The sequence below is a fragment of the Collimonas humicola genome (assembly GCF_018304945.1).
In the GTDB taxonomy this organism is placed as follows: domain Bacteria; phylum Pseudomonadota; class Gammaproteobacteria; order Burkholderiales; family Burkholderiaceae_D; genus Collimonas; species Collimonas humicola.
Genome location: NZ_JAGQEE010000001.1, coordinates 612421 through 632747 on the forward strand (window position 1 = coordinate 612421; position 20327 = coordinate 632747).

Genomic DNA, 20327 nt, shown 5'->3' on the forward strand with positions numbered 1-20327 from the left:
TTGCAAACTTTGATTGACCAAAGCTATCGAGTTGCCTTATGATTCTGTCTTCGCGATTGCAGCAAGTCTTACGGGGCTTCGCAGTTTAGCCCACGTGGCGGAATTGGTAGACGCGCATGGTTCAGGTCCATGTGCCGCAAGGTGTGGGGGTTCGAGTCCCTCCGTGGGCACCAGGAAACTGGTGTGAGAAGTGTAGAGAAACCGCATAAACAGTTATGTTTATGCGGTTTTTTTGTTTTCCGGGTACTGGATTGTTTGCTGCGGGAGTGCGGACAAAGGCTGTCGCGAGATGATGCCGCGGTGGAAAACACCGCCGGCCGATAACTTTGCTGCTGGCAGCCGAAGGGCGCCAGCAGCTGTTCGCCATTCACCGGCGCCGCAATGCCGGGTGCTTGATTTCCATGGTCAGATCCGGGCCGGCGCCGCTGGACAGCCGCGCCAGTTGGAGCCGGGCGGGATGGCTTCGCCCTTCATGACCAGGGTCAGCGCCCCCAGCTTGGCGTTGTCGCCCACGGTGGCGCCATACAGTACAAAGCTGCGGGGGCCCATGTAGACGCGGCTGCCGATGTTGACCTGGTCGATTTTCATGACCCGGTCTTCGAACAGGTGGGTCTGCGGGCAGGCCTGGGCGTTGAGCTCGCTGTAGTCGCCGATGCTGACGCAATCGAATTCAGTAATGTCGGTGGTGTTCATGTACACGCCGCGGCCTATGCGGCAGCCCAGCAGGTTGAACGCCAGCGGCAGCCATGGCGTGCCGCGCAGATAGTTCATGAAATTGGGAATGGCAATCCCTTCATACAGATTGGTCACGCCTTCCGACAGCCAGACGAACGGCGTCCACATCGGCACGCTGCGTTTCTTGTAGCGTCCCAGCAGCAGCCACTTGAGGGCGGCGATGAAGATGAAGGTGCCGATGCCGTACAGCAGCCCGGCGCTGGTCAGCAATGAAACGACTTCGCCCCACTGGCCGGCGCCGGCCAGCGGCATCAGGTTCAGCACCACGGTGTAGCCGACCGCGATCACGATGGCATGCGGCGAAACGATGCGGAAGCCCTCGACCAGCGCGCGCCCCAGGCGCCGCCGGCGCGACGGCCGGAACGTCAGGTGCTCGGGGAAGCCGCTGGTTTCTTCGCGCGCCGGCAGGTTGATCGGCGGCGAACCGAGCCAGGTGTCGCCCGGCTGCATGCGGTTGTTGTCCGGCACCCGCGAGTGCACGCCGATCAGGACGTTTTCCGGCAGGATGGTGCCATCCGGCACGTAGGCGCCGTTGCCGACGAAGCTGCGGCGCGAGATCACGGTGGGCTTCATGGTGATCCAGCCGCCGTCGATCTGTTCGTCGCCCAGCAGGACGGCGTCGGCAATGAAAGTATCGTCGCCCAGCGTCAGCATGTCAGGCACCACGCCGAGCGCGGTCGAGATTTCGGCATGGCGGCCGATTTTCGCGCCCAGCAGGCGGTACCAGAGCGGCGCATACACCGTCGCATACACGCCATGCAGTACGCTCAGGCTGGATTCCTGGATCTGGTTGACCAGCCATTTGCTGCAATACACATTGCTGCGCACCGGCCAGCTGCCGGCGCGCATGCGCGGCAGCAGGCTCCAGCGGATGCCGGCCGAGAGCAGGGCGGTGCAGACGATCAGGATAGCGGTCGCGGGGAAAGCCAGCACAAAGTATTTGGCCAGCTGGAAGGCAACATTGTTGCTTTGCAGCCAGGGGAACATTTCGGTGTCGTCCAGCCAGTCGATCAGGATGAAGCTGGGGAACACCGGCATGAAGAACAGGGTGGTGATCAGCAGGGCGCCGAACAGGAAGAAGGCTGACTCGCCCATCTGGCGCAGGCGCGTGACCGGCGGCCGCGGCTGCTTGCTGTCCGGGTCGAAAGCGCCGGCATCGCGCGCCGGCGAGCCGGTCCAGATGCGCCTGGCGGGAACCGACTGGCCTTCGCTCAGGGCGGTCTGGCCTTCCAGGTGGCCGAAAGCGCCGACCCGGGTGTCGCCTTCCAGCACCACATACGAGCCGACGCAGCTTTCCCGCTCCAGGGTGATGCTGCCGAGCAGCAGCTCGCCATGCTCGACCCGGGCGTTTTCAAAATTGACGGCATTGCCGACGCTGACGCCGTCCTCGATCACCAGCAGGTCGTGCGCGCGCAAGGTCATGGACCCGATGATGACTTCCGAACCGATCTTCGCGCCCAGTGCGCGCAGCCACCAGCTGTACAGCGTCGAGCCGCTCAGCAGATAGGCCGGCGCGGCTTCGATCAGGCGGTCCGCCAGCCACCAGCGATAGTAGACCATGCCCCAGAGCGGATAGCGGCCGGGTTTCAGGCGGCCGGCGATCAGCCATTTGGCGGCGATCGCAATGCCGAATTCGAACAAGGTCGCCAGCAGGAACACCAGCACCGACACCGCGATCGCGCGCGCGATCGAATCGCCCGGATCGCCGGTGAAGAAGTGGTAAGTAAAGAATGGCGCCAGCCATTGCATCATGCGCATCGCCACCAGCCAGGGCACCGCGGCCGCTTGCGCCGCGCCGCATACCCAGCGCTTGAAATCGGAGGGTGCGGTCCAGCTGGTGTCGACGCCGATGCCGGCCAGCGGCGGCTCCGCCAGTGCCTGGGCGATGCGGCCGACGGTGCGGTTGAGGTAGATGTCGCGCACCGTCACATGGGCGAAGGCCGGATCGGCGCGCAGGGCGGAGGCGAGCTTGGCCGCGAACAGCGAGTGGCCGCCAAGATCGTTGAAAAAATCGGCGCTGCGCAGGATAGGCTGGCCGGGGAAGAGCTTGTTCAATGCCGCGAACAAGGCGATTTCGGCCGGCGTTTCGGGAACGTCGGCGTCGCCGCCCGCTGCCAGAGGGGCGGCCAGCGGCCTTGCCTTGAGCGCCTTGCGGTCGATCTTGCCGGAGGTCAGGCGCGGCATTTCCGTCATCGCTTCAAAGAAGCCCGGCACCATATAGGGCGGCAGGCGTTCGCCGAGGGCAGCGCGCAAGGCGGCTGGCGCTACGTCGGCGCCGCTTTCCGGCACGATGAATGCGATCAGCTGGTCGATGCCGTCTTCCTGGCGCAGCACCACCGCGACGGTGCCGACGCCCGGCTGGCGCGCCAGCACTTCTTCGATTTCACCCAGTTCGACGCGAAAGCCGCGGATCTTGACCTGGTCGTCGGTACGCCCCAGGCATTGGACGCGGCCGTCGGTTTCGATCCGCGCCAGGTCGCCGGTACGGTACAGGCGTCGGTCATGTTCGCTGGCGGACCACGGGTTGGCCAGGAATTTTTCGGCGCTCAGCTCCGGGCGGCCGAGATAGCCTTCGGCGACGCCGGGGCCGGTAATGCACAGCTCGCCGACTTCGCCGCGCGGCAGCAAGGTCAGGCCGTGCTCGACGGCCGGGTTGATCACCAGCAGGCCGTAGTTGGGCAAAGGCCGGCCGATGGTGACGGGCTCGCCTGCGCGCAATTCCGCCAGGCTGGCCGATACCGTGGCCTCGGTCGGGCCGTAGGTGTTGAATAGTTGACGGCCGGCTTCCGGCCTGGCCCAGCGGCTGACCAGCGATTCCGGGCACATTTCGCCGCCCAGGTTGATGATGCGCAAGCTCGGCACGTCCTGGTTGAACAAGGCTAGCAGCGTCGGCACCGCATGCAGCACGGTGACGCCGTTGGCGGCCAGCGCCAGCGGCAAGGCTTCCGGATCAGAGGCGATCTCTTTCGGTGCGATCCACAGCGTTGCGCCCACCAGATAACTGATCCAGATTTCTTCGAAAGACATGTCGAAGGCGACCGAAAATCCCTGATAGACGCGATCGCGCTCGCTCACGCCCAGCACTGAATTCTCGCTGCGCAGGAAATGGCAGATGGCGCCCTGGGTGATGGCAATGCCCTTCGGCTTGCCGGTCGAGCCAGAGGTATAGATCACATAGGCCGGATCGCTGCGCTGAACTCCCTGGCGGCGCAGCAGCGGGGTGGCGGATGGCGCCAGCAGCTGCTCCGCGGTCCATACCTTGCATGCAAGATTGGCCAGGCGCGGCGCGAATTGCGCGCAGCTGACGATGCCCGGCGCATTGGCGTCTTCCAGGCAGACGGCGATGCGTTCGACCGGCGTATCGGCGTCCAGCGGCAGCCAGGCGGCGCCGGCCTTGGCGATGCCGGCCTGCATGACCAGCAGGTCGATGCCGCGCGGCAGCCAGAGTCCGACGATCTGGCCGGGAACCACCCCGGCGCTGATCAGGCCGGATGCGACCCTGTCGGCGCGCTGGTTAAGTTCTTGATAAGACAGCTGGCGCTCGCCGAATATCAGGGCGGCCTGGTGCGGCAGGCGCGCGGCTGTAGCTTCCAGCAAATCGGCCAATACTTCATCGCGTATCAGTTCGGCTTGTGAGGCCCCGTGCAGGATGTCGGGGTGACTAGAAAAACTGCTGGCGGCCACACTATCGACGAGCAAAGACTGGGTCATGGAGGAATCTGGGTGAAAGATGGCAAACCGTCGATCTTAGCACGGGGAATATAGGTAACGTTCAGACAATTTTGTGTTGGCGGACAGGTTGTTGCGGGCCGTTTTATTTTAGCGACGCTTTGCCGTGTTTTTACCGTGTTTGCAGTTGGCCATAAGACGCATTTCATGCTGCCTCACGATCAACTTGCTAATGAGAAACTATTGGCCGTATGATGGGGTATTCGCACCAGGCTAGGCAAGTAGTTTCTTTTTTTGCATGGTCTCTCATTCGGCTCAAGCTTTCTAACGGTTCTACTGTTACAGCGAGGTCTTGCGATGCAGCGATTGAAGAAATTTTTGACGTTGGATAGCGGCATGCGCTGGATCAAGGTGATCCTGCCTTTCCTGGCGATTGTCGCCTTGATGGTGGGGCTGCTGGCGTTCAGCATGAATATACTGTCTTCGGTACGGGCTTTTGTCGGCGGCGAGAGCCTTTGGTCGAAAGCGCAGAAGGAGGCGGTATTCCAGCTGAACCAGTACGCGGTGACCCAGGCCGACGCCGACTATCAGAAAGTCTTGAAGGCGCTGGCGGTGCCGATGGGCGATCAGCGCGCACGCAATGAACTGGACAAGCCCAGGCCGGACATGGACGTCGTGCGCCAGGGTTTTCTCGATGGCGGCAATCATCCCGACGATATCGGCGGCATCGTCAGCCTGTATCGTAATTTCAAGAACTTCAGCCTGCTGAGCGAACCGCTGGCTACCTGGAAGATCGGCGACGAGCTGATCCAGCAACTCGATCTCGAAGCCCAGCGCCTGCACGCCGCGATCACGGCCGGCAATCCCGATCCGGTGGCGATGATCGCCAGCATCGCCCGCATCCGTGAGATCGACGCCCGCCTGACGCCGCTGGAACTGCGCTTTTCCGCCAGCCTGGGCGAATCCTCGCGCCGGGTGCAGAGCCTGCTGCTGTATGCAACACTGGCGATCGCCATCGGACTGATGATTTTCGGCAGCTGGATTTCGCGCTTTATCCTGTTCAAGAGCGACCAGTTCAAGGAGGCGCTGAAGGTCAGCGAGGAACGGCTGCAGCTAGCCATGCTGGGCAGCAACGACGGCCTATGGGACTGGGACATCCAGGCCGACAACATCTACTATTCGCCGCGCCTGAAGGAGTTGCTGGGCTATACGCTGGAAGACGACGAGCCGACGCCGCTGCAATTCCTGAACTGCATCTATCCTTCGGACCTGGACGCGGTGCGCGCCAAGCTGACTTCGCATCTGCACGACAATTCGCCGTGCGACATCGAGTTCCGCGTGGTGACCAAGTCGGGCGAATTGCGCTGGGTACGGTCCTGTGCGCAGTCGACCAGCAATTCCGCCGGCAAGCCGGTGCGCATGGCTGGTTCGTTTACCGACATTACCGCCCGCAAGCGCGCCGAAGAGCAGCTGTACGCAGCCAAGGAGCGGGCCCAGGTCACGCTGGAATCGATAGGCGAGGCGGTGATCACGCTCAGCACCGACGGCCGGGTCGAATACCTTAACCCGACCGCTGAAATCCTCACCAGGTGGACTTTGGCGTCAGCGCGCGGCCTGCCGCTGGAAAAAATCCTGAATGTGGTGGGCGAAGCCTCCGGCAACCGGGTGCCGGACCTGATCCACCAGATCCTCGACAACAGCATGCCGGTCGAAAACGCTTCCAACCTGCTGCTGGTGTGCGACGACGGCAGCGAAGTCGCGGTCAACCTGTCGGCCGAACCGATCCGCAACCTGAGCGGCGAGACCATCGGCACCGTGCTGGTGCTGCATGACGTCAGCAAGGACCGCGAATATGCGGCGCAGCTGTCCTACCAGGCCAGCCATGACGAACTGACCGGCCTCATCAATCGCCGCGAGTTCGAGCGGCGCCTGACGGTGGCGATGATCACCTCGCGCGATCAGCAGCGCCAGCATGCCGTGCTGTACCTCGACCTGGACCAGTTCAAGGTGGTCAACGATACCTGCGGCCATGCCGCCGGCGACGAGCTGATCCGACAGGTCAGCGTCTTGCTGAAGCAGCGTTTGCGCGATACCGACACCATCGCGCGCCTGGGCGGCGACGAGTTCGGCGTCTTGCTGGAAAACTGCCCGGTCGAGCATTCCCTGCGGATTGCCGAAGGCTTGCGGCAGACCGTCGCCGATTTCCAGTTTGTCTGGTCCAACAAGCCGTTCAGCATCGGCGTCAGCATCGGCCTGATCAACCTGGCCGGTGAAATGCATACGCTAGGGCAGATCATGAGCGCGGTCGACGCCGCCTGCTACCTGGCCAAGGAAAAGGGGCGCAACCGGGTGCACGAGTACCGGCTGGACGACAGCGAGCTGTCGATACGGCATGGCGAGATGGAATGGATCACGCGCATCAACGAAGCCCTCACGCACGAAAAATTCTGCCTGTTCTCGCAGGAAATCGTGGCCCTGGGCCAGAAGCCCAGCCACGGCATGCATTTCGAGATCCTGTTGCGGATGCTGGACAAGGACGACAACCTGGTGCTGCCGATGGTCTTCATTCCTGCCGCGGAACGCTACAACCTGATGCCCGCCGTCGACCGCTGGGTGGTCGCCACCGTCTTCGCCACGCTGGCGAAGATGAAAAAACAAGGGAAGGGGCTGGATATACAGACCTGCGCCATCAACCTGTCCGGCACCAGCATAGGCGACAACAATTTCCTGCATTTCGTGCAGGAGCAGCATGTGAAGTTCGGGATTGCGCCGGAAATCATCTGCTTTGAAATTACCGAGACCAGCGCCATCGCCAATTTCGCCAAGGCCGCCCACTTCATCCAGGAACTGAGAAGCGTTGGCTATCGTTTTGCGCTGGACGACTTCGGCGCCGGCATGTCTTCGTTCGCTTACCTGAAAAACCTGCCGGTCGACTTCATCAAGATCGACGGCGGCTTTGTGAAAGACATGCTGAACAGCCCGACCGACTATGCGATGGTCGAGGCGATCAACAAGATCGGCCATCTGATGGGCAAGCAGACCATTGCCGAATTTGCCGTCAATGAACGGATCATCGGTACGCTCACTGAGATCGGCGTCGATTTTGCCCAGGGCTACGGCATCGGCCGGCCCCAGGCCTTCGGCATAGACACCGACAAGAATCTGCTGAAGGCCAGCTAGGCATTGGCAATGGAAGCTTAGTCCAGCGCAGCTTTCAGAATGCTGCGGAAGGTGCGCGGGGTGCACTTGCCTATCGCGACCTGCGGCGTGCCGTGCCAGGCGGCGAAGCGCTGCAAGGTCGCCGCCAGCTCGCTGGCCAGCCGCTGGGTTTGCCGCGTATTGGCTTCCAGGTACAGCGCCTTGACTTCGAATATGCCCTGGCTGCGGTGCGCTTTAGCGTCGAGCCGGCCCACCAGCGCGCCGCGATGCAGGATCGGCAGCGTGAAGTAACCGTAGCTGCGCTTGGCCTCGGGCGTATAGCATTCCAGCCGGTAATCGAAACCGAACAGTTCCAGAGTCCGCTTGCGGTCCCATACCAGCGGATCGAATGGCGACAGCAGGCTGGTGACCGTCGGTTTCAGCAAGCCGGCGGCGGCGTCCAGCGCCAGCTGGCGATGGGCCGGATGGATGTAGACAGGCTGCTGCCAGCCTTCCACGCCGGCTTTCAGCAGGCTGCCGTCCGCCACCAGCGTTTCCGGATCCGGATCGGGGCGGCTCTTGGCGGTGCGAAAATAATCGCCTATCCAGCTGGCCCTGGCCACGCCCAGCGCCTGTACCGCTTTCAGCTGCAGCGTACGCAGGGTGTCGGCGCTGGATGGCATGCGGGCATCGTCCCAATCCGGCAGGATGCGCTCGGCCAGGTCGTAGATCCGATGGAAATTATGGCGCTTGGCGATCATCAGCCGGCCGGCGGTAAACAGCACTTCGAGCGAACGTTTTTCCGGCTTCCATTCCCACCAGCCGCCGCCCTTGCCGTCGGTGCGCTTGAAATCGGCGGAGCGCACCGGGCCGTTCTCGCGGATGTGCTGCAGCAGCTTTTCAATGGTGGCGCGATGCTCCTCCATCCACTTGGCCGAATATTTCCAGCCCATCGAGCCGGGATCTATCATGCGGTGCCGGAACAGGCCGTAATCCTCGATCGGTAAGAAGCTGGCTTCATGCGCCCAGTATTCGAACAGCTGGCGCTCTTCCAGCAATTCTTCCAGCCAGTTCTGCGGATAGCTGCCGAGGCGGCTCCACAGCACCAGGTAAGGACTGCGCGCCACCACATGGATGGTATCGATCTGCAATACGCCCATCTGGCGGATGGCGCCCAGCACGTCCTGCTTGACGGCTTTCCGGCGCGGCGGATTCAGCAAGCCTTGCGCCGCCAGCTGCAGGGCGCGCGCTGCCGGCAGCGAGAGCTCGATGGTGTCCATGCCGGCGCGGTCCTAGATCGCCAGCGCTTGCAGGTCGAGGCGCTGGCCCAGGCGCGGCGGGCACCAGTAGTAGCCGCCGGTCACCGGCTGCGAAAAGCTGAACAGGGCGTCGACGATATTGTCTTCATGGCCGAGCATGCGGCGCAAGACGTTTTCATAGCGATCGCTGGATTCGCCGAAAGCGATGAATTCGGTGCCTTGCTGCATGCCGTCGTCCCAAGGCATGGAGTGCCTCACCATATAAGCTTCCGGGGTAAAACTCTCCTGCGCGCTGCGCTTGACGTGGGCCGATTCGGGCGCGTCGTCGATTTCTTCATTGTCTTCGATGCGGCGGCCGATGGCGGCGTCGCGCTGCGCTGCCGGAAACCCGCGGAAACGCGACAGATCATGGATCCAGCGCTGTACCGCGACAAAACTGGCGCCCTGGCGGCCGGCGCCTTCCGCTACCAGGGCCGCTTCCACGGCGGCGTTGTCCTGCGGATTTTCGGTGCCGTCTTCATAGCCGGTCAGGTCGCGGCCGTCGCGATAGCGGAAGGTGTCCTGGCTATTGTCCAGCACCAGTGCGTCAGCCAGCAGGGCGACCAGCTGGGCGCTGCGTTCGAACAGCGTGCTGCGGTCGCCGCCGCGCAGCAGGATCCATAGCGCCTGCTGGGTCGACGGCGCGCTGCAGCCGACGCCGTCAAGCGCGGGGAAGGCCCGCAAGCCTGCGACATGCTGGTCCAAGGCCTGGATCAGCGGCAAACCCAGCCCGACGATGCCCCAGTCAGCCTCGAAGGTGTCGCGCAAGCGCAGCAGCGCAGCCCGCGGATCGGGGCCGGCCAGGCGAAATGTGAGTGAGCGGCCGAGTGGCGGAAGCGGTTGTAGGATTCCGGGTTGGGCGAGATCTGCAGTTGCGGGCATTGCTTTTCCTTGAGCGAGGGAAGGGAAGAGGGAGTTGATATTAGCGGATTCTGATGATTCTTTCCGGCCAGGGCGGCAAAAATCCTGTCGTTTACTGTGTTTTTGTCGCCAGTCTTGCCTGCCGTTTGCGTAAGCCGGCGATGATGTCGCGCCCCATGAAGTAGTCGTTCAGGCGCTGCTTTTGATGCGGCAGCAGCTGGCTGGCGGCGATCAGGCCGGGCCATGTTTGCATGGCTTTTTTGCAGACATCGGCGATCACCTGGCGCAGCGGCGGCTCCAGCATGCCGCTGCGGTTGGCGAAGGCGCGCAGGGTTTGCGGCGACAGGAAGGAGCGCTTGGCCTGGCCCTCGGCAAACTTGAGCGCATGGCCGCTGCCGTTCAGGTACACGCTATACGCCACGATGTCGTAGGCGGGCGAGAATTCGATGCGGCCGTCGGCCAGGTAGCGGATGCCGAAATTTTTCAGGTGCGCGTCATAATTGCCGATCAGTTCATTGACCGTAATGCGCCTCAGCAGCTCATGGCAGGCCGCTGTACCCAGGTCGGGCACGGCTTGCATCACCAGCGCCATGTCGGCATAGGTGGCGCCGGTATATTTCTTGTCCGGATCGACTCCGAGGATCTGGCAAAAATCCTCTACGTGCAGCCGCCCCGGCTGGTCGCGGTCGAAGCGCTGCACCGCGAGGAACTGCTGGCTGTGTTCCGCCGCATAGGGATGTTCAGCCATGATCGCCGCCAGCGGCTGCAGGCTGGCTTCGCATACCGTCACGCCGGCGGCGCGCGCCAGTTGCAGCGACAGGTGCTCGACTTCCGGCAAGCGATCGTATTGGGCGGTCGGCAGCTTGCCGATGATATGGGCGTCTTTGTGGCGGGTGCGGCTGACATAGCGGCCGCCTTCCAGGATCAGGGCCAGCTTCGGCTGCATGCCGGAAATCGAGACGCCGTCGACCAGCGGCGCTGCCATCACGCTTTCTTCGATGGCTTCCTTGTCCTGAGTGACCAGGCGCGTCATCATGGCCCGCGTCAGCCTGGTCGGAATGGCGCGCACCGCGCCCGGCAAGTCGCGGCCGCAGGCGGCCAGCAGCTCGAAATGATCGTCCTCCGCGCACTGGCGCTCCAGCGCGATCTGCTTGCGCAGCACGCCTTCCGGCAGCAGGTTCTGGAAGAAGGCCGGCAGCCGCATCTTGCCTGGCGAGTTGAAGATTGCCGCCAGCGGATTGAGCAGCAGCGCCATGTCCTGTTGCGGCGTGGCGGCACGCATCGAGAGCGACAGCGGAGGGCGCTGCGGGTCTTGCGCATAGGCGGGATCGACCTGGAAGCGCAGCATGTCGCCATACTGGAACAGGATGCCGGCCTGGCGTTCGCCAATGAAAATATCCAGCGCGCTCAGGTTCATTGCCCGCTCCCCGGCCGCGCCAGCGCCGCAGCGACCAGGCTTTGCACCTCGTCTTCAGTGCGAGCTTGCGCGGCAATCGACGATGCCATGGTTTTCGGCAGCAGCATCAGTTCCAGCCCTAACTGGTCGGCAATCGTCATCAAGGTGCTGAGGCGGGGATCGTTCTTGCCCGCAAGCACGCCGCGTATCGTGACGGCGGTCAGTCCGCTGTCGCGGCTCATGGCCACTACGGGCAGCGCCAGCCTGTCCTTGGCATGGCGGAGGATGGAAGAAAGCTCGCTCAAGGTTTTCATGATGGATAATAAACTATCTATTGATTAGTTAAGGATAGTATAGTATCTCCTTCTTAAAAAGAATAGATTAATATCTTTATCTATAAAAAAGATAGTTTGATATCTATTTATGAGACGCCGCGGGCGGAAAGCATCCGCTATTTTTGTGTCGTGCCGCATGCCGGCCGACATGATGCCGCCCCGCAGAAAGCAACTAAGCATCTCCGAAAACCTTCGTTTTGCAAATCGCTTGAATCGATTAACGTGGATAACAGAGCGGTAACAGTACTGGCTGTCCTGACAGTACTGTAAGCGCCCGATCATTCAATCATCGAGGAAAAGCATGCTTACCAATATTCTGAAACGCTTGCCGGTCCTGGCCGCAGCTGCCGTCATTGCCGCCGCTGCCGGTTCGGCATCGGGCGCAGGCCAGGAAGTCAACATCGCCTATCAAACGGTGGTGGAACCAGCCAAAATTGCCCAGGCCGATGGCGCCTATGAAAAAGCCAGCGGCTGGAAAATCAATTGGAAAAAATTCGACAGCGGCGCGGATGTGATCACCGCTGTGGCATCCGGCGATATCCAGGTCGGCTATGTCGGCAGCAGCCCCTTGGCCGCCGCGGCGACGCGCGAACTGCCGATAGAAACCATCCTGGTCGCAGCGCAGATCGGCCAGGCGGAGGCCTTGGTGGTGCGCAATGGCAGCGGCATCGCCAGTGCGCAAGACTTGATCGGCAAAAAGATCGCCGTGCCTTTCGTCTCGACCACGCATTACAGCCTGCTGGCCGCGCTCAAGCATTGGGGCATTCCAGCTTCCAAGGTGCAAATCCTGAACCTGCGGCCGCAGGAAATCACGGCGGCATGGCAGCGAGGCGATATTGATGCCGCCTATGTCTGGGATCCGGCGCTCGGCAAGGTCAAGGAGAGCGGCAAAGTGCTGACCAATTCGGCCGAAGTCGCCAGGTGGGGCGCGCCGACCTTCGACGCCTGGATCGTGCGCAAGGATTTCGCGCAGAAGCATCCTGATTTCGTTACTGCTTTCGTCAAAGTCACCGGCCAGGCCTACGCCGACTATCGCGCCCACGGCGCCGAATGGAAAGCCGGTTCAGCGCAGTTCGGGAAAATTGCCCGCCTGACGGCTGCCAAGCAGAGCGACATCGCGGAACTGCTGGCCGGCAGCGGCTTTCCGACATTGAGCGAGCAGCAGCAGTTGCTCAGCGGGCCGACGGTGCAGGCGCTGGCGGCCACCTCCGGCTTCCTGCAAGAGCAGAAAAAGGTCGAGCGCGTGCTGCCTGACTACCAGCCGTATGTGAATCCGGCATTCGCCAGGCAGGCCGCGGCGCGATAAGGAGCTGACATGATCCGTTTGCAAGCAGTCGGCGTGAGCTATCCGTCGGCGCCGTGGCCGGTCTTGCGCGACCTTTCGCTGGATGTGCACGATGGCCGCTTTACCGTGGTGATCGGCGCCTCCGGCTGCGGCAAAACCACTCTGCTCAACCTGATTGCCGGCTTTCTGCCGCCGACCGCCGGCAGCGTCAGCATCGACGGCCAGCCGGTCAGCGGCCCCGGCGCCGAACGCGGCGTTGTGTTCCAGAGCGATACTTTGCTGCCATGGCAGAGCGTGCAGGAAAACGTCGCCTTCGGTCTGCGCCTGGCCGGCCAGTCGCCGCAGCAGCGCCAGGCCAAGGCGCGCGAATACCTGGCGCTCACCGGTTTGCAGGATTATGCCGATGCCGCCATCTGGGAACTGTCCGGCGGCATGCGTCAGCGCGTCAGCCTGGCGCGCGCCCTGGCGGTCGATCCGCGCTTCCTGCTGCTCGATGAGCCTCTGGGGGCGCTGGACGCGCTGACCCGGGAACAGATGCAAGAGCATTTGCTGCAGGTATGGAAAACCACCGGCAAAGGCATTTTCATGATTACCCACAGCGTCGAGGAAGCCCTGTTCCTGGCGACCGACCTGGTGTTGCTGCGGGCGCGGCCGGGGCGGGTCGAGAGCGTGCGCCGGCTGCATTTCGGCGAGCGTTTTGCTGCCGGCGAAGCGGCCCGCAGCATCAAGTCCGATCCGCGTTTTGTCAGCTTGCGCGAAGAAATCCTGGAGCAGCTGTTGCATCCGCAGGCGGCTGATGTATCAGAGGAAGCCTGTTCATGAGCGAATTATCCGTTACCCTGGCGCCGCTTGAGCTGCCGCATGATCCGGTGGCGCAAATGCTGGCGCCGTATCCAGCCGCCTGGCAAACAGGCCGCCGCAGTCCTGCCGTGGCCAGGCCGCGGACCGGGTTTGCCATTTCCGACCGCGGCATCACGCTGCTGACCGTGCTGGGTTTGCTTGCCCTCTGGTGGCTGGTCAGCGCGCTGGCGCTGGTGCCGCCGCTGTTCCTGCCGTCGCCGCTGGCGGTGCTGCAAAAATTCAAGACGGTGGCGCTCCAAGGCTTTGTCGACGCCACCTTGTGGCAGCATGCCGCAACCAGCGTCGCCCGCGTGTTTGCGGCGCTGCTGCTGGCGATTGTCAGTGCGGTCCCGGTCGGCATCCTGATCGGGCTGAGCCGGCGCGCCAGAGCGGTGTTCGATCCCCTGATCGAGTTCTACCGGCCGATCCCGCCGCTGGCTTACTTGCCGCTGATCGTGATCTGGTTCGGCATCGGCGAGCTGTCGAAGGTGCTGCTGATCTACCTGGCGATCTTCGCGCCGCTGGCGATCGCCACCTTGCACGGTGCGCGCCGGGTCGAGCAGAACCGCTTGCGGGCGGCGCAGACGCTGGGCGCTACGCGCTGGCAGCTGGTGCGCTTCGTGATCCTGCCGTCGGCCTTGCCCGATATCCTGACTGGCGTTCGCATCGGCCTGGGCGTGGGCTGGTCGACCCTGGTGGCGGCAGAGCTGATCGCCGCCACCCGCGGCCTCGGTTTCATGATCCAGTCGGCGGCGCAGTTCCTGGTGACCGACGTCGTCATCATGGGCATCCTGGTGATCGCCCTGATCGCCTCGGCATTCGAATATGGCCTGCGCTGGCTGCAGCGCAAATACGTGCCCTGGGAGGGGCGGGCATAGGCGCAGGCCGGCCTGCGGTTTTCCCCGTCGTAGTGCAGGCTGGCGGTAGGGCGCACCAGGATCCCATCGATATCAACGTCAGCCGGCTGTTCGATGGCAACAGCACCGTCCGCGCGACTGCCTCGGCCGGGCGCCGATAGCCGGATCCCCGCAACTTCTTGCACGATCCTCCAAATGTGGGGGTGGGCGGCGGCACTGCGGATCGAAAAATAGTAGACTCGGGCTAACCCTGCAAATGGCAGGAAACGAGGCAGAAAATGACAGATCCGGAAGCAATCTCGGCAGAACGCGCGGTGTCGCTGCAGCAAATCGAGCTGGCGCGCCTGATTGCGCAATACGCCGCCACCGACGGCGTGCACCAGACGGCGATCGCGCCGCTCAACGTGGTGCGCATGTCGCAGCCGTCGGTGCCGGTGCACGCCTTGCACAAGCCGGCCTTGTGCATCATCGCCCAGGGCCAGAAGCGGGCGATACTGGCCGACGAAGTGTATGTCTATAATTCCGCGAGCTACCTGGTGGTGTCGGTCGATTTGCCGGTCACGGGGCAGGTCACGCAAGCCTCGCCGGAATTGCCGTATCTGTGCCTGCGGCTCGATCTTGATCCGAAAGAAATCGGCGACCTGATGATGGCTACTGAAATGCGGGCAAAGAAGGGCGATGCGCCGGCACGCGGCATGTTTGTCAGCAAAGCCACGACCAGCTTGCTCGATGCGGTGTTGCGCCTGATGCAATTGCTGGCTGCGCCGCAGGATATCCCGGTGCTGGCGCCGCTGGTGATGCGCGAAATCCTGTACCGCCTGTTGCAGGAAGAACAGGGCAGCATGCTGCAGCAGATCGCCATGTCCGACAGCCAGGCGCAGCACGTGGTCAAGGCCATTGAACTGATCAAGCGCGATTACCGGCTGCCGCTGCGCATTGAAAGCCTGGCGCGCGAAGCCAATATGAGTTCTTCCTCGCTGCATCAGCATTTCAAGGCGGTGACCGCCATGACGCCGCTGCAATTCCAGAAGCAGCTGCGGCTGCAAGAGGCGCGCCGGCTGTTGTTCACCGACGTCGGCGACGCCGCCACTGCGGGTCATCTGGTCGGTTACGAAAGTCCCTCGCAGTTCAGCCGCGAGTACAACCGCATGTTCGGCGCACCGCCCGCGCGCGACGCCGCCCGCTTGCGCAGCGCCGGCCAGGCCGGGGTCAGCGCAGCCTAGGGCCCAGGGCCGGCCGGGCAATCGCCTTATTCGGCGTGCCCGGCTGCGTGCTGCCTGGCGCCGCTGCGGCGTGAAACGGCTTCCTGTATCGCCGCCGCGATCAATATCGCGGTGGTCAGGCCGGCAATCATCAGCTGGTCGGTGAGGTAGGCGAACGGGATCAGGATCGCCAGCAATGCCAGCCCGATCATGTGGGAGAACGGAAAGCGGCGGTACACCACGGTCTTGTAGATGCCGTTGCCCAGCAGGTAAGTCATGGGGCCGCCGATCAGCACTGCCAGCGATTTGGTGTCGATATGGCCGGCCGGATGCGCGATCGCCAGTTCGTTGCCGACTGCGGCAATGATCACGCCGGCGACGATGATCACATGGGTGTAGTGAAAATAAGCACCGATGCGCCCGGGATCGTTGGAGGTGACGATGGCTTCGGTGCCGGCCTGGCTGCTGGTGTCGAAGTAGAGCCACCACATCGCCAGGCTGCCCAGGAAAGCGACCAGGAAGGCGATCAGGGTCGGCATCTCCCAGGCGGCCATGTGGCCGATGGTGGCGCCGGTCACCAGGATCGATTCGCCCAGCGCCACGATCACGAACAGCTGGCAGCGCTCGGCCAGGTGGCCGCCTTCGATGGTCCACTCTTGCGTCTGGGAGCGGCCCATGCCGGGCAGCCACAGGCCGATCATCGGGGAGAAATATTCGCAGGCCACCGCCGCCGTCCAGAACAGCAGCCGGTATTCGGCGCTGGACAAGCCGCCGGCGATCCACAGCGCACCCGAGATGCACAGCCAGCCAAGCATGCGCTGGAAATTCTTGCTGAGGGCATGGTTGCTCCCCAGATGCAGCACCACGAACAGCGTGCGGCCGATCTGCATGGCGGCGTAGCACGCCGCAAAGATCAAACCGCGTTCGCCAAATGCATCCGGCAATACCGCCGACATCACCAGGCCGGTCAGCATGACGGCGAACAGCATCAGGCGGATCGGCAGGGCGTCGGGATCGAACCAGTTGGTCACCCAGCAGGTATATTGCCAGACCAGCCAGACCGCGAACCACAGCACCAGCGTTTGCAGGGCCCCTAGCGGCGTCAGGTTTTCCAGCAGGTGATGGGACAGCTGCGTGACGGCAAAGACATAGACCAGGTCGAAGAACAGTTCGACCGACAGCACCTTGGCCTCGTGGCCGTCGCGCGCCCGCAGCAAGTTGGCTTTACCCCAGATGCTCATTGCTGTTTCCCTTTATTGTGAGGCGCCGACGCCAGCGGTCGCCGCTCACAATAAGGGATGCTTCAGCGGCTTGTCAATTGCCGTGGATCGTTCCCGGTCGGGCCTTCGACAAGGCCGATTGTGCACTATGCGCGCTTGGCCAGCGCGGCTGCTCCGGCTTGCGGATGATAGCCTGGCCATTGAGAAACGGCAGCTCGCCGACCAGGATGGGCGCGTTTTTCTGTACTTCGATCAGGCAGGCGAACAGGGTCTGGCCATCCACCTTCATCGGCGGCGCCAGCCGTTGCGCATTAAAGCCGCCGCGGCGCAGCCAGCGTTCCATGCCAATCGGCGAGACTGTCACCAGGCGCTTGGCGCCGAGGCGGGCGGCGCAGGCAATCGAAGCCTGCAGCAGCTTGACAGCGATTGAGGACGACACCTGGTCCAATGCGGTGTCGCTCTTCTTGTTGAAATCCATGGCTGCGAAGCGCGACAATTCCCAGATGTCAGAGTGGCATGGCGGCGCAGCGCCTTTCAGCAACTGCGGGAACACTTCGCTCAGCAGATATGGCTGGCTCGTCGGCAGCAAGCGGCCGCAGCCGATCACTTCGCCGTCCTCGTCCTGCGCCACCACGTAGATTGTGCCGGCATGATCGAACTGGTCCAGTTCGACGCCTTCCTCGGTATCGAGCTCCCAGCCTAGGGTTTCGACGAAAACCTTGTGGCGGTAGCGGCATACTTTGGCAAATAATTCATTTGACAGCTCATCGGCGGCCCCGGAAATGACTTTCATCGCTGATGTCCTTCTTGAGTGTGTGTATTTGCTAATTTTGAGATGTCGGAGGGGCTCGGCGTAACTGTAAAGGTTTACAGTTGTGCGGACAGGCAATATGGCGCAAGGCATGCCGCGCCAGCATTGAGCGCGCCAGCATTGGGCAAGAGGCTGCTCGCGCAGCGGCTGGACGAAAAAAATCCGGCCGAGGCCGGATTGGTGGGAGGTGCGCTTGCCCTGCAGGCGGCTACAAGATGCCGAGCATGGCAGCCTTGATCGCTGCCGCGGTCTTGTTGGTGGCGTTAAGTTTTTTTAAAGTGTTCGAGATATGAAAATTTACCGTGCGGTCGGAAATGTTCATGATCTCGCTGACCTCGCCCGAAGTCTTGCCGTCCGCGGTCCAGCGCAGCACCTCGATTTCCCTCGCGGTCAACTGGCTGGCGGCTTCCGGCATGTGTTTCTCGATCAGCAGCAATGACAGTCCCTCGTGCGCCACATCCACCAGCCAGGACAGCTGATGAGAAATTTCACGCAACTCCTTCTGCGATACATGGTCGTTCGAGCGCGACAGATTGAGCAAGCCGCATATCCCTTTGGCGTCATGGCGGGATTGCGCCCATCCGGCGTGCAAGCCATGCGAGCGGGCATCTTCCCAGAACATGCGGTTGCTGGCGACGTTCTGCTCGGACCAGATCATCGGCAAGGAGGAATTCCTGCCATGGCTGACGGTGGGGTCGATCCTTTCATAGTGCTCCTGGGTGTAGCGCTGTTGCCAGTCCGGAGAATAGTTGTTCAAGCTAATCACCTTTGGCTGGGCCACAGGCCACGGCAGGCGCATATCGTAAGCGCAGTAATCGAAACCCAGCCGCTTGACGATTTCCGACAGTGAATTAAATAGAATGGGCGCGGATTTCGCGCTCAGCAGTGACTGCATTTGTTGTTCTTGCCAATCAACCATACCTGCACTCCCGTAAAAAATGTGTGTTTTTCATGGAAGGAAAGTCTTTTCTCATGCCGCAGCGCCGGCAGCAGTCCTGATCGGATAAGGTTTAACGCTTATATCGATCGCGGGCCGGCAAACGGCGCAGCAACATCACTTCAGCTAGCATTTGGATGCCTTTTTTGGCGTCAGTTGTGGTACGCGGGCCTCGGATTTCCGCGTCCACAAAAAAGTTTCCATTTAGAAATTTAACATACTTTTACTATTACGGACATAGACAAATAGTCGAGTGTATATTCGAATAACATTGTTGATATGTTCATATTCGCCCTGAATGGGGCGGAAATGGGCCGGATCGCCGCTGCCGCCGGCGCCTGAAATCAGATAAAACGCATCTTGAAAGTCTTGCCTTTGATATTGCCGTTGCTGAGCTTGCCGAACGCTTGCTTGGCGATGCGGCGGTCCAGCGCGACATAGGTGACGAATTCAAAGACGTTGATCTTGCCGACCTGTTCCTTGCTCAGGCCGACATCGCCGGTCAGGGCGCCGAGCAGATCGCCCGGGCGCAGCTTGTCCTTCTTGCCGCCCATGATGCACAAGGTCAGCATCGGCGCGGTCAGCGGTTCGCCATAGGCCGGTTCCAGTTCCGCCAGGTCGAACCAGCTGACCGGCCCCCGCTGGTAGTCCTCGATCAGCTTGACCCATTTCTTTTCGTTCGGCGCGCACAAGCTCAGCGCCAGTCCGCGATCCTGGCCGCGGCCGGTGCGGCCGATGCGATGGATGTGGACTTCGGTGTCCTTGGAAACGTCGACGTTGATGACCGCGCCGAGGGTCTGGATATCCAGGCCGCGGGCGGCGACGTCGGTCGCCACCAGCACGGAGCAGCTCTGGTTGGCGAAGCGCACCAGGATTTCGTCGCGCTCGCGCTGCTCCAGCTCGCCATACAGCGCCAGCGCGCTGAAGCCCTGGGCGCGCAGCTCGTCGGCCAGTTCGCGGCAATGGATCTTGGTGTTGCAGAAGGCGATGGTAGAGACCGGCTTGTAATGGTTCAGCAGCTGCGACACGGCGGCGTTGCGGCCTTCGTAGGTCACTTCGTAGAAGCGCTGTTCGATGCGGCCTTCGTCATGCTGCGCTTCGACCTTGACCTCCGCCGGGTCGCGCAGGAACTCGGCGCTGGCCTTGCGGATATCGTCCGGATAGGTGGCGGAAAACAGCAGGGTCTGGCGGCGTGCCGGGCAGGCGCTGACGATGCCGGCGATTTCTTCGTAGAAGCCCATGTCGACCATGCGGTCGGCTTCGTCCAGCACCAGCGTCTGCACCGTGCCGAGATTGATGCTGCCGCGGCCGATATGGTCGCGAATGCGGCCCGGGGTGCCGACGATGATATGCGCGCCATGCTCCAGCGAGCCGATCTGCGGCCCCATCGGCGTGCCGCCGCACAGGGTCAGGATCTTGACGTTGTCGGCGAAGCGCGCCAGCCGGCGCAGTTCTTTCGCCACCTGGTCGGCCAGTTCGCGCGTCGGGCACAGCACCAGCGCCTGGATCGCGAAATAACTGGGGTTGAGCTTGTGCAGGATGCCGATGCCGAATGCTGCGGTCTTGCCGCTGCCGGTCTTGGCCTGGGCGATCAGGTCGCGCCGCTCGAGGATCACCGGCAGGCTCTGCGCCTGGATCGTGGTCATCTCGTGGTAGCCCAGGCTATCGAGGTTGCTCAGTAGCGCCGGCGCCAATGGCAGATTGGAGAAAGAAGAGGTTTTCATGAGGTCGCCTGCTTAAAAG

General features: G+C 62.4%; 14 protein-coding genes and 1 tRNA gene. 6 read left to right on the top strand and 9 right to left on the bottom strand.

Features of this window, described 5'->3' with window-relative positions; all coding sequences use genetic code 11:
* Window positions 1-88 precede the first annotated feature (88 nt).
* A tRNA-Leu gene (locus KHU30_RS02910) sits at window positions 89-173 on the top strand.
* Between the two features lie 232 nt (window positions 174-405).
* Here KHU30_RS02910 and KHU30_RS02915 read toward each other — a convergent pair.
* Window positions 406-4446: a Pls/PosA family non-ribosomal peptide synthetase gene (locus KHU30_RS02915; protein ID WP_211441127.1), complete on the bottom strand. Its 4041-nt coding sequence runs from the start codon at window positions 4444-4446 to the stop codon at window positions 406-408.
* Window positions 4447-4770: 324 nt separating this feature from the next.
* Here KHU30_RS02915 and KHU30_RS02920 point away from each other — a divergent pair, with 324 nt between their 5' ends.
* Complete coding sequence (locus tag KHU30_RS02920; RefSeq protein ID WP_211441128.1) at window positions 4771-7584, top strand: EAL domain-containing protein; 2814 nt, start codon at window positions 4771-4773, stop codon at window positions 7582-7584.
* 17 nt (window positions 7585-7601) lie between these two features.
* Here the strand turns inward: KHU30_RS02920 and KHU30_RS02925 are convergent, their stop codons facing one another.
* The 4 genes from KHU30_RS02925 to KHU30_RS02940 all read right to left on the bottom strand — a co-directional run bounded on the left by KHU30_RS02925 (window position 7602) and on the right by KHU30_RS02940 (window position 11411).
* A complete protein-coding gene (locus KHU30_RS02925; RefSeq protein WP_211441129.1) occupies window positions 7602-8822 on the bottom strand; it encodes a winged helix-turn-helix domain-containing protein in 1221 nt (406 codons plus the stop codon).
* 12 nt (window positions 8823-8834) lie between these two features.
* Window positions 8835-9722, bottom strand: coding sequence for a Dyp-type peroxidase (locus tag KHU30_RS02930; RefSeq protein WP_211441130.1), 888 nt, complete (start codon window positions 9720-9722; stop codon window positions 8835-8837).
* A gap of 91 nt (window positions 9723-9813) precedes the next feature.
* Window positions 9814-11118, bottom strand: coding sequence for a type II toxin-antitoxin system HipA family toxin (locus tag KHU30_RS02935; RefSeq protein WP_211441131.1), 1305 nt, complete (start codon window positions 11116-11118; stop codon window positions 9814-9816).
* On the bottom strand, window positions 11115-11411 hold the full coding sequence (locus KHU30_RS02940; protein WP_211441132.1) for a helix-turn-helix domain-containing protein: 297 nt from the start codon (window positions 11409-11411) through the stop codon (window positions 11115-11117). The genes KHU30_RS02935 and KHU30_RS02940 overlap by 4 nt, the downstream gene beginning before the upstream one ends.
* A gap of 322 nt (window positions 11412-11733) precedes the next feature.
* Between KHU30_RS02940 and tauA the strand changes: the two genes are divergently transcribed.
* The 4 genes from tauA (at window position 11734) to KHU30_RS02960 (ending at window position 15637) form a co-directional block, all read left to right on the top strand.
* Entirely contained in the window at window positions 11734-12738 is a 1005-nt protein-coding gene (tauA, locus tag KHU30_RS02945) for a taurine ABC transporter substrate-binding protein (RefSeq protein ID WP_211441133.1), read from the top strand.
* A gap of 9 nt (window positions 12739-12747) precedes the next feature.
* The gene (locus KHU30_RS02950; protein ID WP_211441134.1) at window positions 12748-13539 is read left to right on the top strand and encodes a taurine ABC transporter ATP-binding protein; all 792 of its coding nucleotides are present in this window, start codon (window positions 12748-12750) and stop codon (window positions 13537-13539) included.
* Window positions 13536-14435: a taurine ABC transporter permease TauC gene (gene tauC / locus KHU30_RS02955; RefSeq protein ID WP_230427163.1), complete on the top strand. Its 900-nt coding sequence runs from the start codon at window positions 13536-13538 to the stop codon at window positions 14433-14435. Before KHU30_RS02950 ends, tauC begins: the two co-directional genes overlap by 4 nt.
* Before the next feature lie 257 nt (window positions 14436-14692).
* Window positions 14693-15637: an AraC family transcriptional regulator gene (locus KHU30_RS02960; RefSeq protein WP_211441135.1), complete on the top strand. Its 945-nt coding sequence runs from the start codon at window positions 14693-14695 to the stop codon at window positions 15635-15637.
* Between the two features lie 26 nt (window positions 15638-15663).
* Here the strand turns inward: KHU30_RS02960 and KHU30_RS02965 are convergent, their stop codons facing one another.
* The 4 genes from KHU30_RS02965 to dbpA form a co-directional block, all read right to left on the bottom strand.
* Window positions 15664-16857 carry a low temperature requirement protein A gene (locus tag KHU30_RS02965; protein WP_211441136.1) on the bottom strand — a complete coding sequence of 398 codons (1194 nt, stop codon included), beginning with the start codon at window positions 16855-16857 and terminating at the stop codon, window positions 15664-15666.
* 73 nt (window positions 16858-16930) lie between these two features.
* Window positions 16931-17629 carry an acyl-homoserine-lactone synthase gene (locus tag KHU30_RS02970; RefSeq protein WP_211441137.1) on the bottom strand — a complete coding sequence of 233 codons (699 nt, stop codon included), beginning with the start codon at window positions 17627-17629 and terminating at the stop codon, window positions 16931-16933.
* Window positions 17630-17855: 226 nt separating this feature from the next.
* On the bottom strand, window positions 17856-18542 hold the full coding sequence (locus KHU30_RS02975; protein ID WP_230427164.1) for an autoinducer binding domain-containing protein: 687 nt from the start codon (window positions 18540-18542) through the stop codon (window positions 17856-17858).
* Between the two features lie 386 nt (window positions 18543-18928).
* Window positions 18929-20308: an ATP-dependent RNA helicase DbpA gene (gene dbpA / locus KHU30_RS02980; RefSeq protein ID WP_211441139.1), complete on the bottom strand. Its 1380-nt coding sequence runs from the start codon at window positions 20306-20308 to the stop codon at window positions 18929-18931.
* Between the last annotated feature and the right edge of the window lie 19 nt (window positions 20309-20327).

Excerpts from the sequence above, each read along its gene's own strand:
- KHU30_RS02915 (WP_211441127.1), bottom strand. The coding sequence starts at position 4,446 with ATGACCCAGTCTTTGCTCGTCGATAGTGTGGCCGCCAGCAGTTTTTCT.
- KHU30_RS02925 (WP_211441129.1), bottom strand. The coding sequence starts at position 8,822 with ATGGACACCATCGAGCTCTCGCTGCCGGCAGCGCGCGCCCTGCAGCTG.
- KHU30_RS02930 (WP_211441130.1), bottom strand. The coding sequence starts at position 9,722 with ATGCCCGCAACTGCAGATCTCGCCCAACCCGGAATCCTACAACCGCTT.
- KHU30_RS02935 (WP_211441131.1), bottom strand. The coding sequence starts at position 11,118 with ATGAACCTGAGCGCGCTGGATATTTTCATTGGCGAACGCCAGGCCGGC.
- KHU30_RS02940 (WP_211441132.1), bottom strand. The coding sequence starts at position 11,411 with ATGAAAACCTTGAGCGAGCTTTCTTCCATCCTCCGCCATGCCAAGGAC.
- tauA (WP_211441133.1), top strand. The coding sequence starts at position 11,734 with ATGCTTACCAATATTCTGAAACGCTTGCCGGTCCTGGCCGCAGCTGCC.
- KHU30_RS02950 (WP_211441134.1), top strand. The coding sequence starts at position 12,748 with ATGATCCGTTTGCAAGCAGTCGGCGTGAGCTATCCGTCGGCGCCGTGG.
- tauC (WP_230427163.1), top strand. The coding sequence starts at position 13,536 with ATGAGCGAATTATCCGTTACCCTGGCGCCGCTTGAGCTGCCGCATGAT.
- KHU30_RS02960 (WP_211441135.1), top strand. The coding sequence starts at position 14,693 with ATGACAGATCCGGAAGCAATCTCGGCAGAACGCGCGGTGTCGCTGCAG.
- KHU30_RS02965 (WP_211441136.1), bottom strand. The coding sequence starts at position 16,857 with ATGAGCATCTGGGGTAAAGCCAACTTGCTGCGGGCGCGCGACGGCCAC.
- KHU30_RS02970 (WP_211441137.1), bottom strand. The coding sequence starts at position 17,629 with ATGAAAGTCATTTCCGGGGCCGCCGATGAGCTGTCAAATGAATTATTT.
- KHU30_RS02975 (WP_230427164.1), bottom strand. The coding sequence starts at position 18,542 with ATGCAGTCACTGCTGAGCGCGAAATCCGCGCCCATTCTATTTAATTCA.
- dbpA (WP_211441139.1), bottom strand. The coding sequence starts at position 20,308 with ATGAAAACCTCTTCTTTCTCCAATCTGCCATTGGCGCCGGCGCTACTG.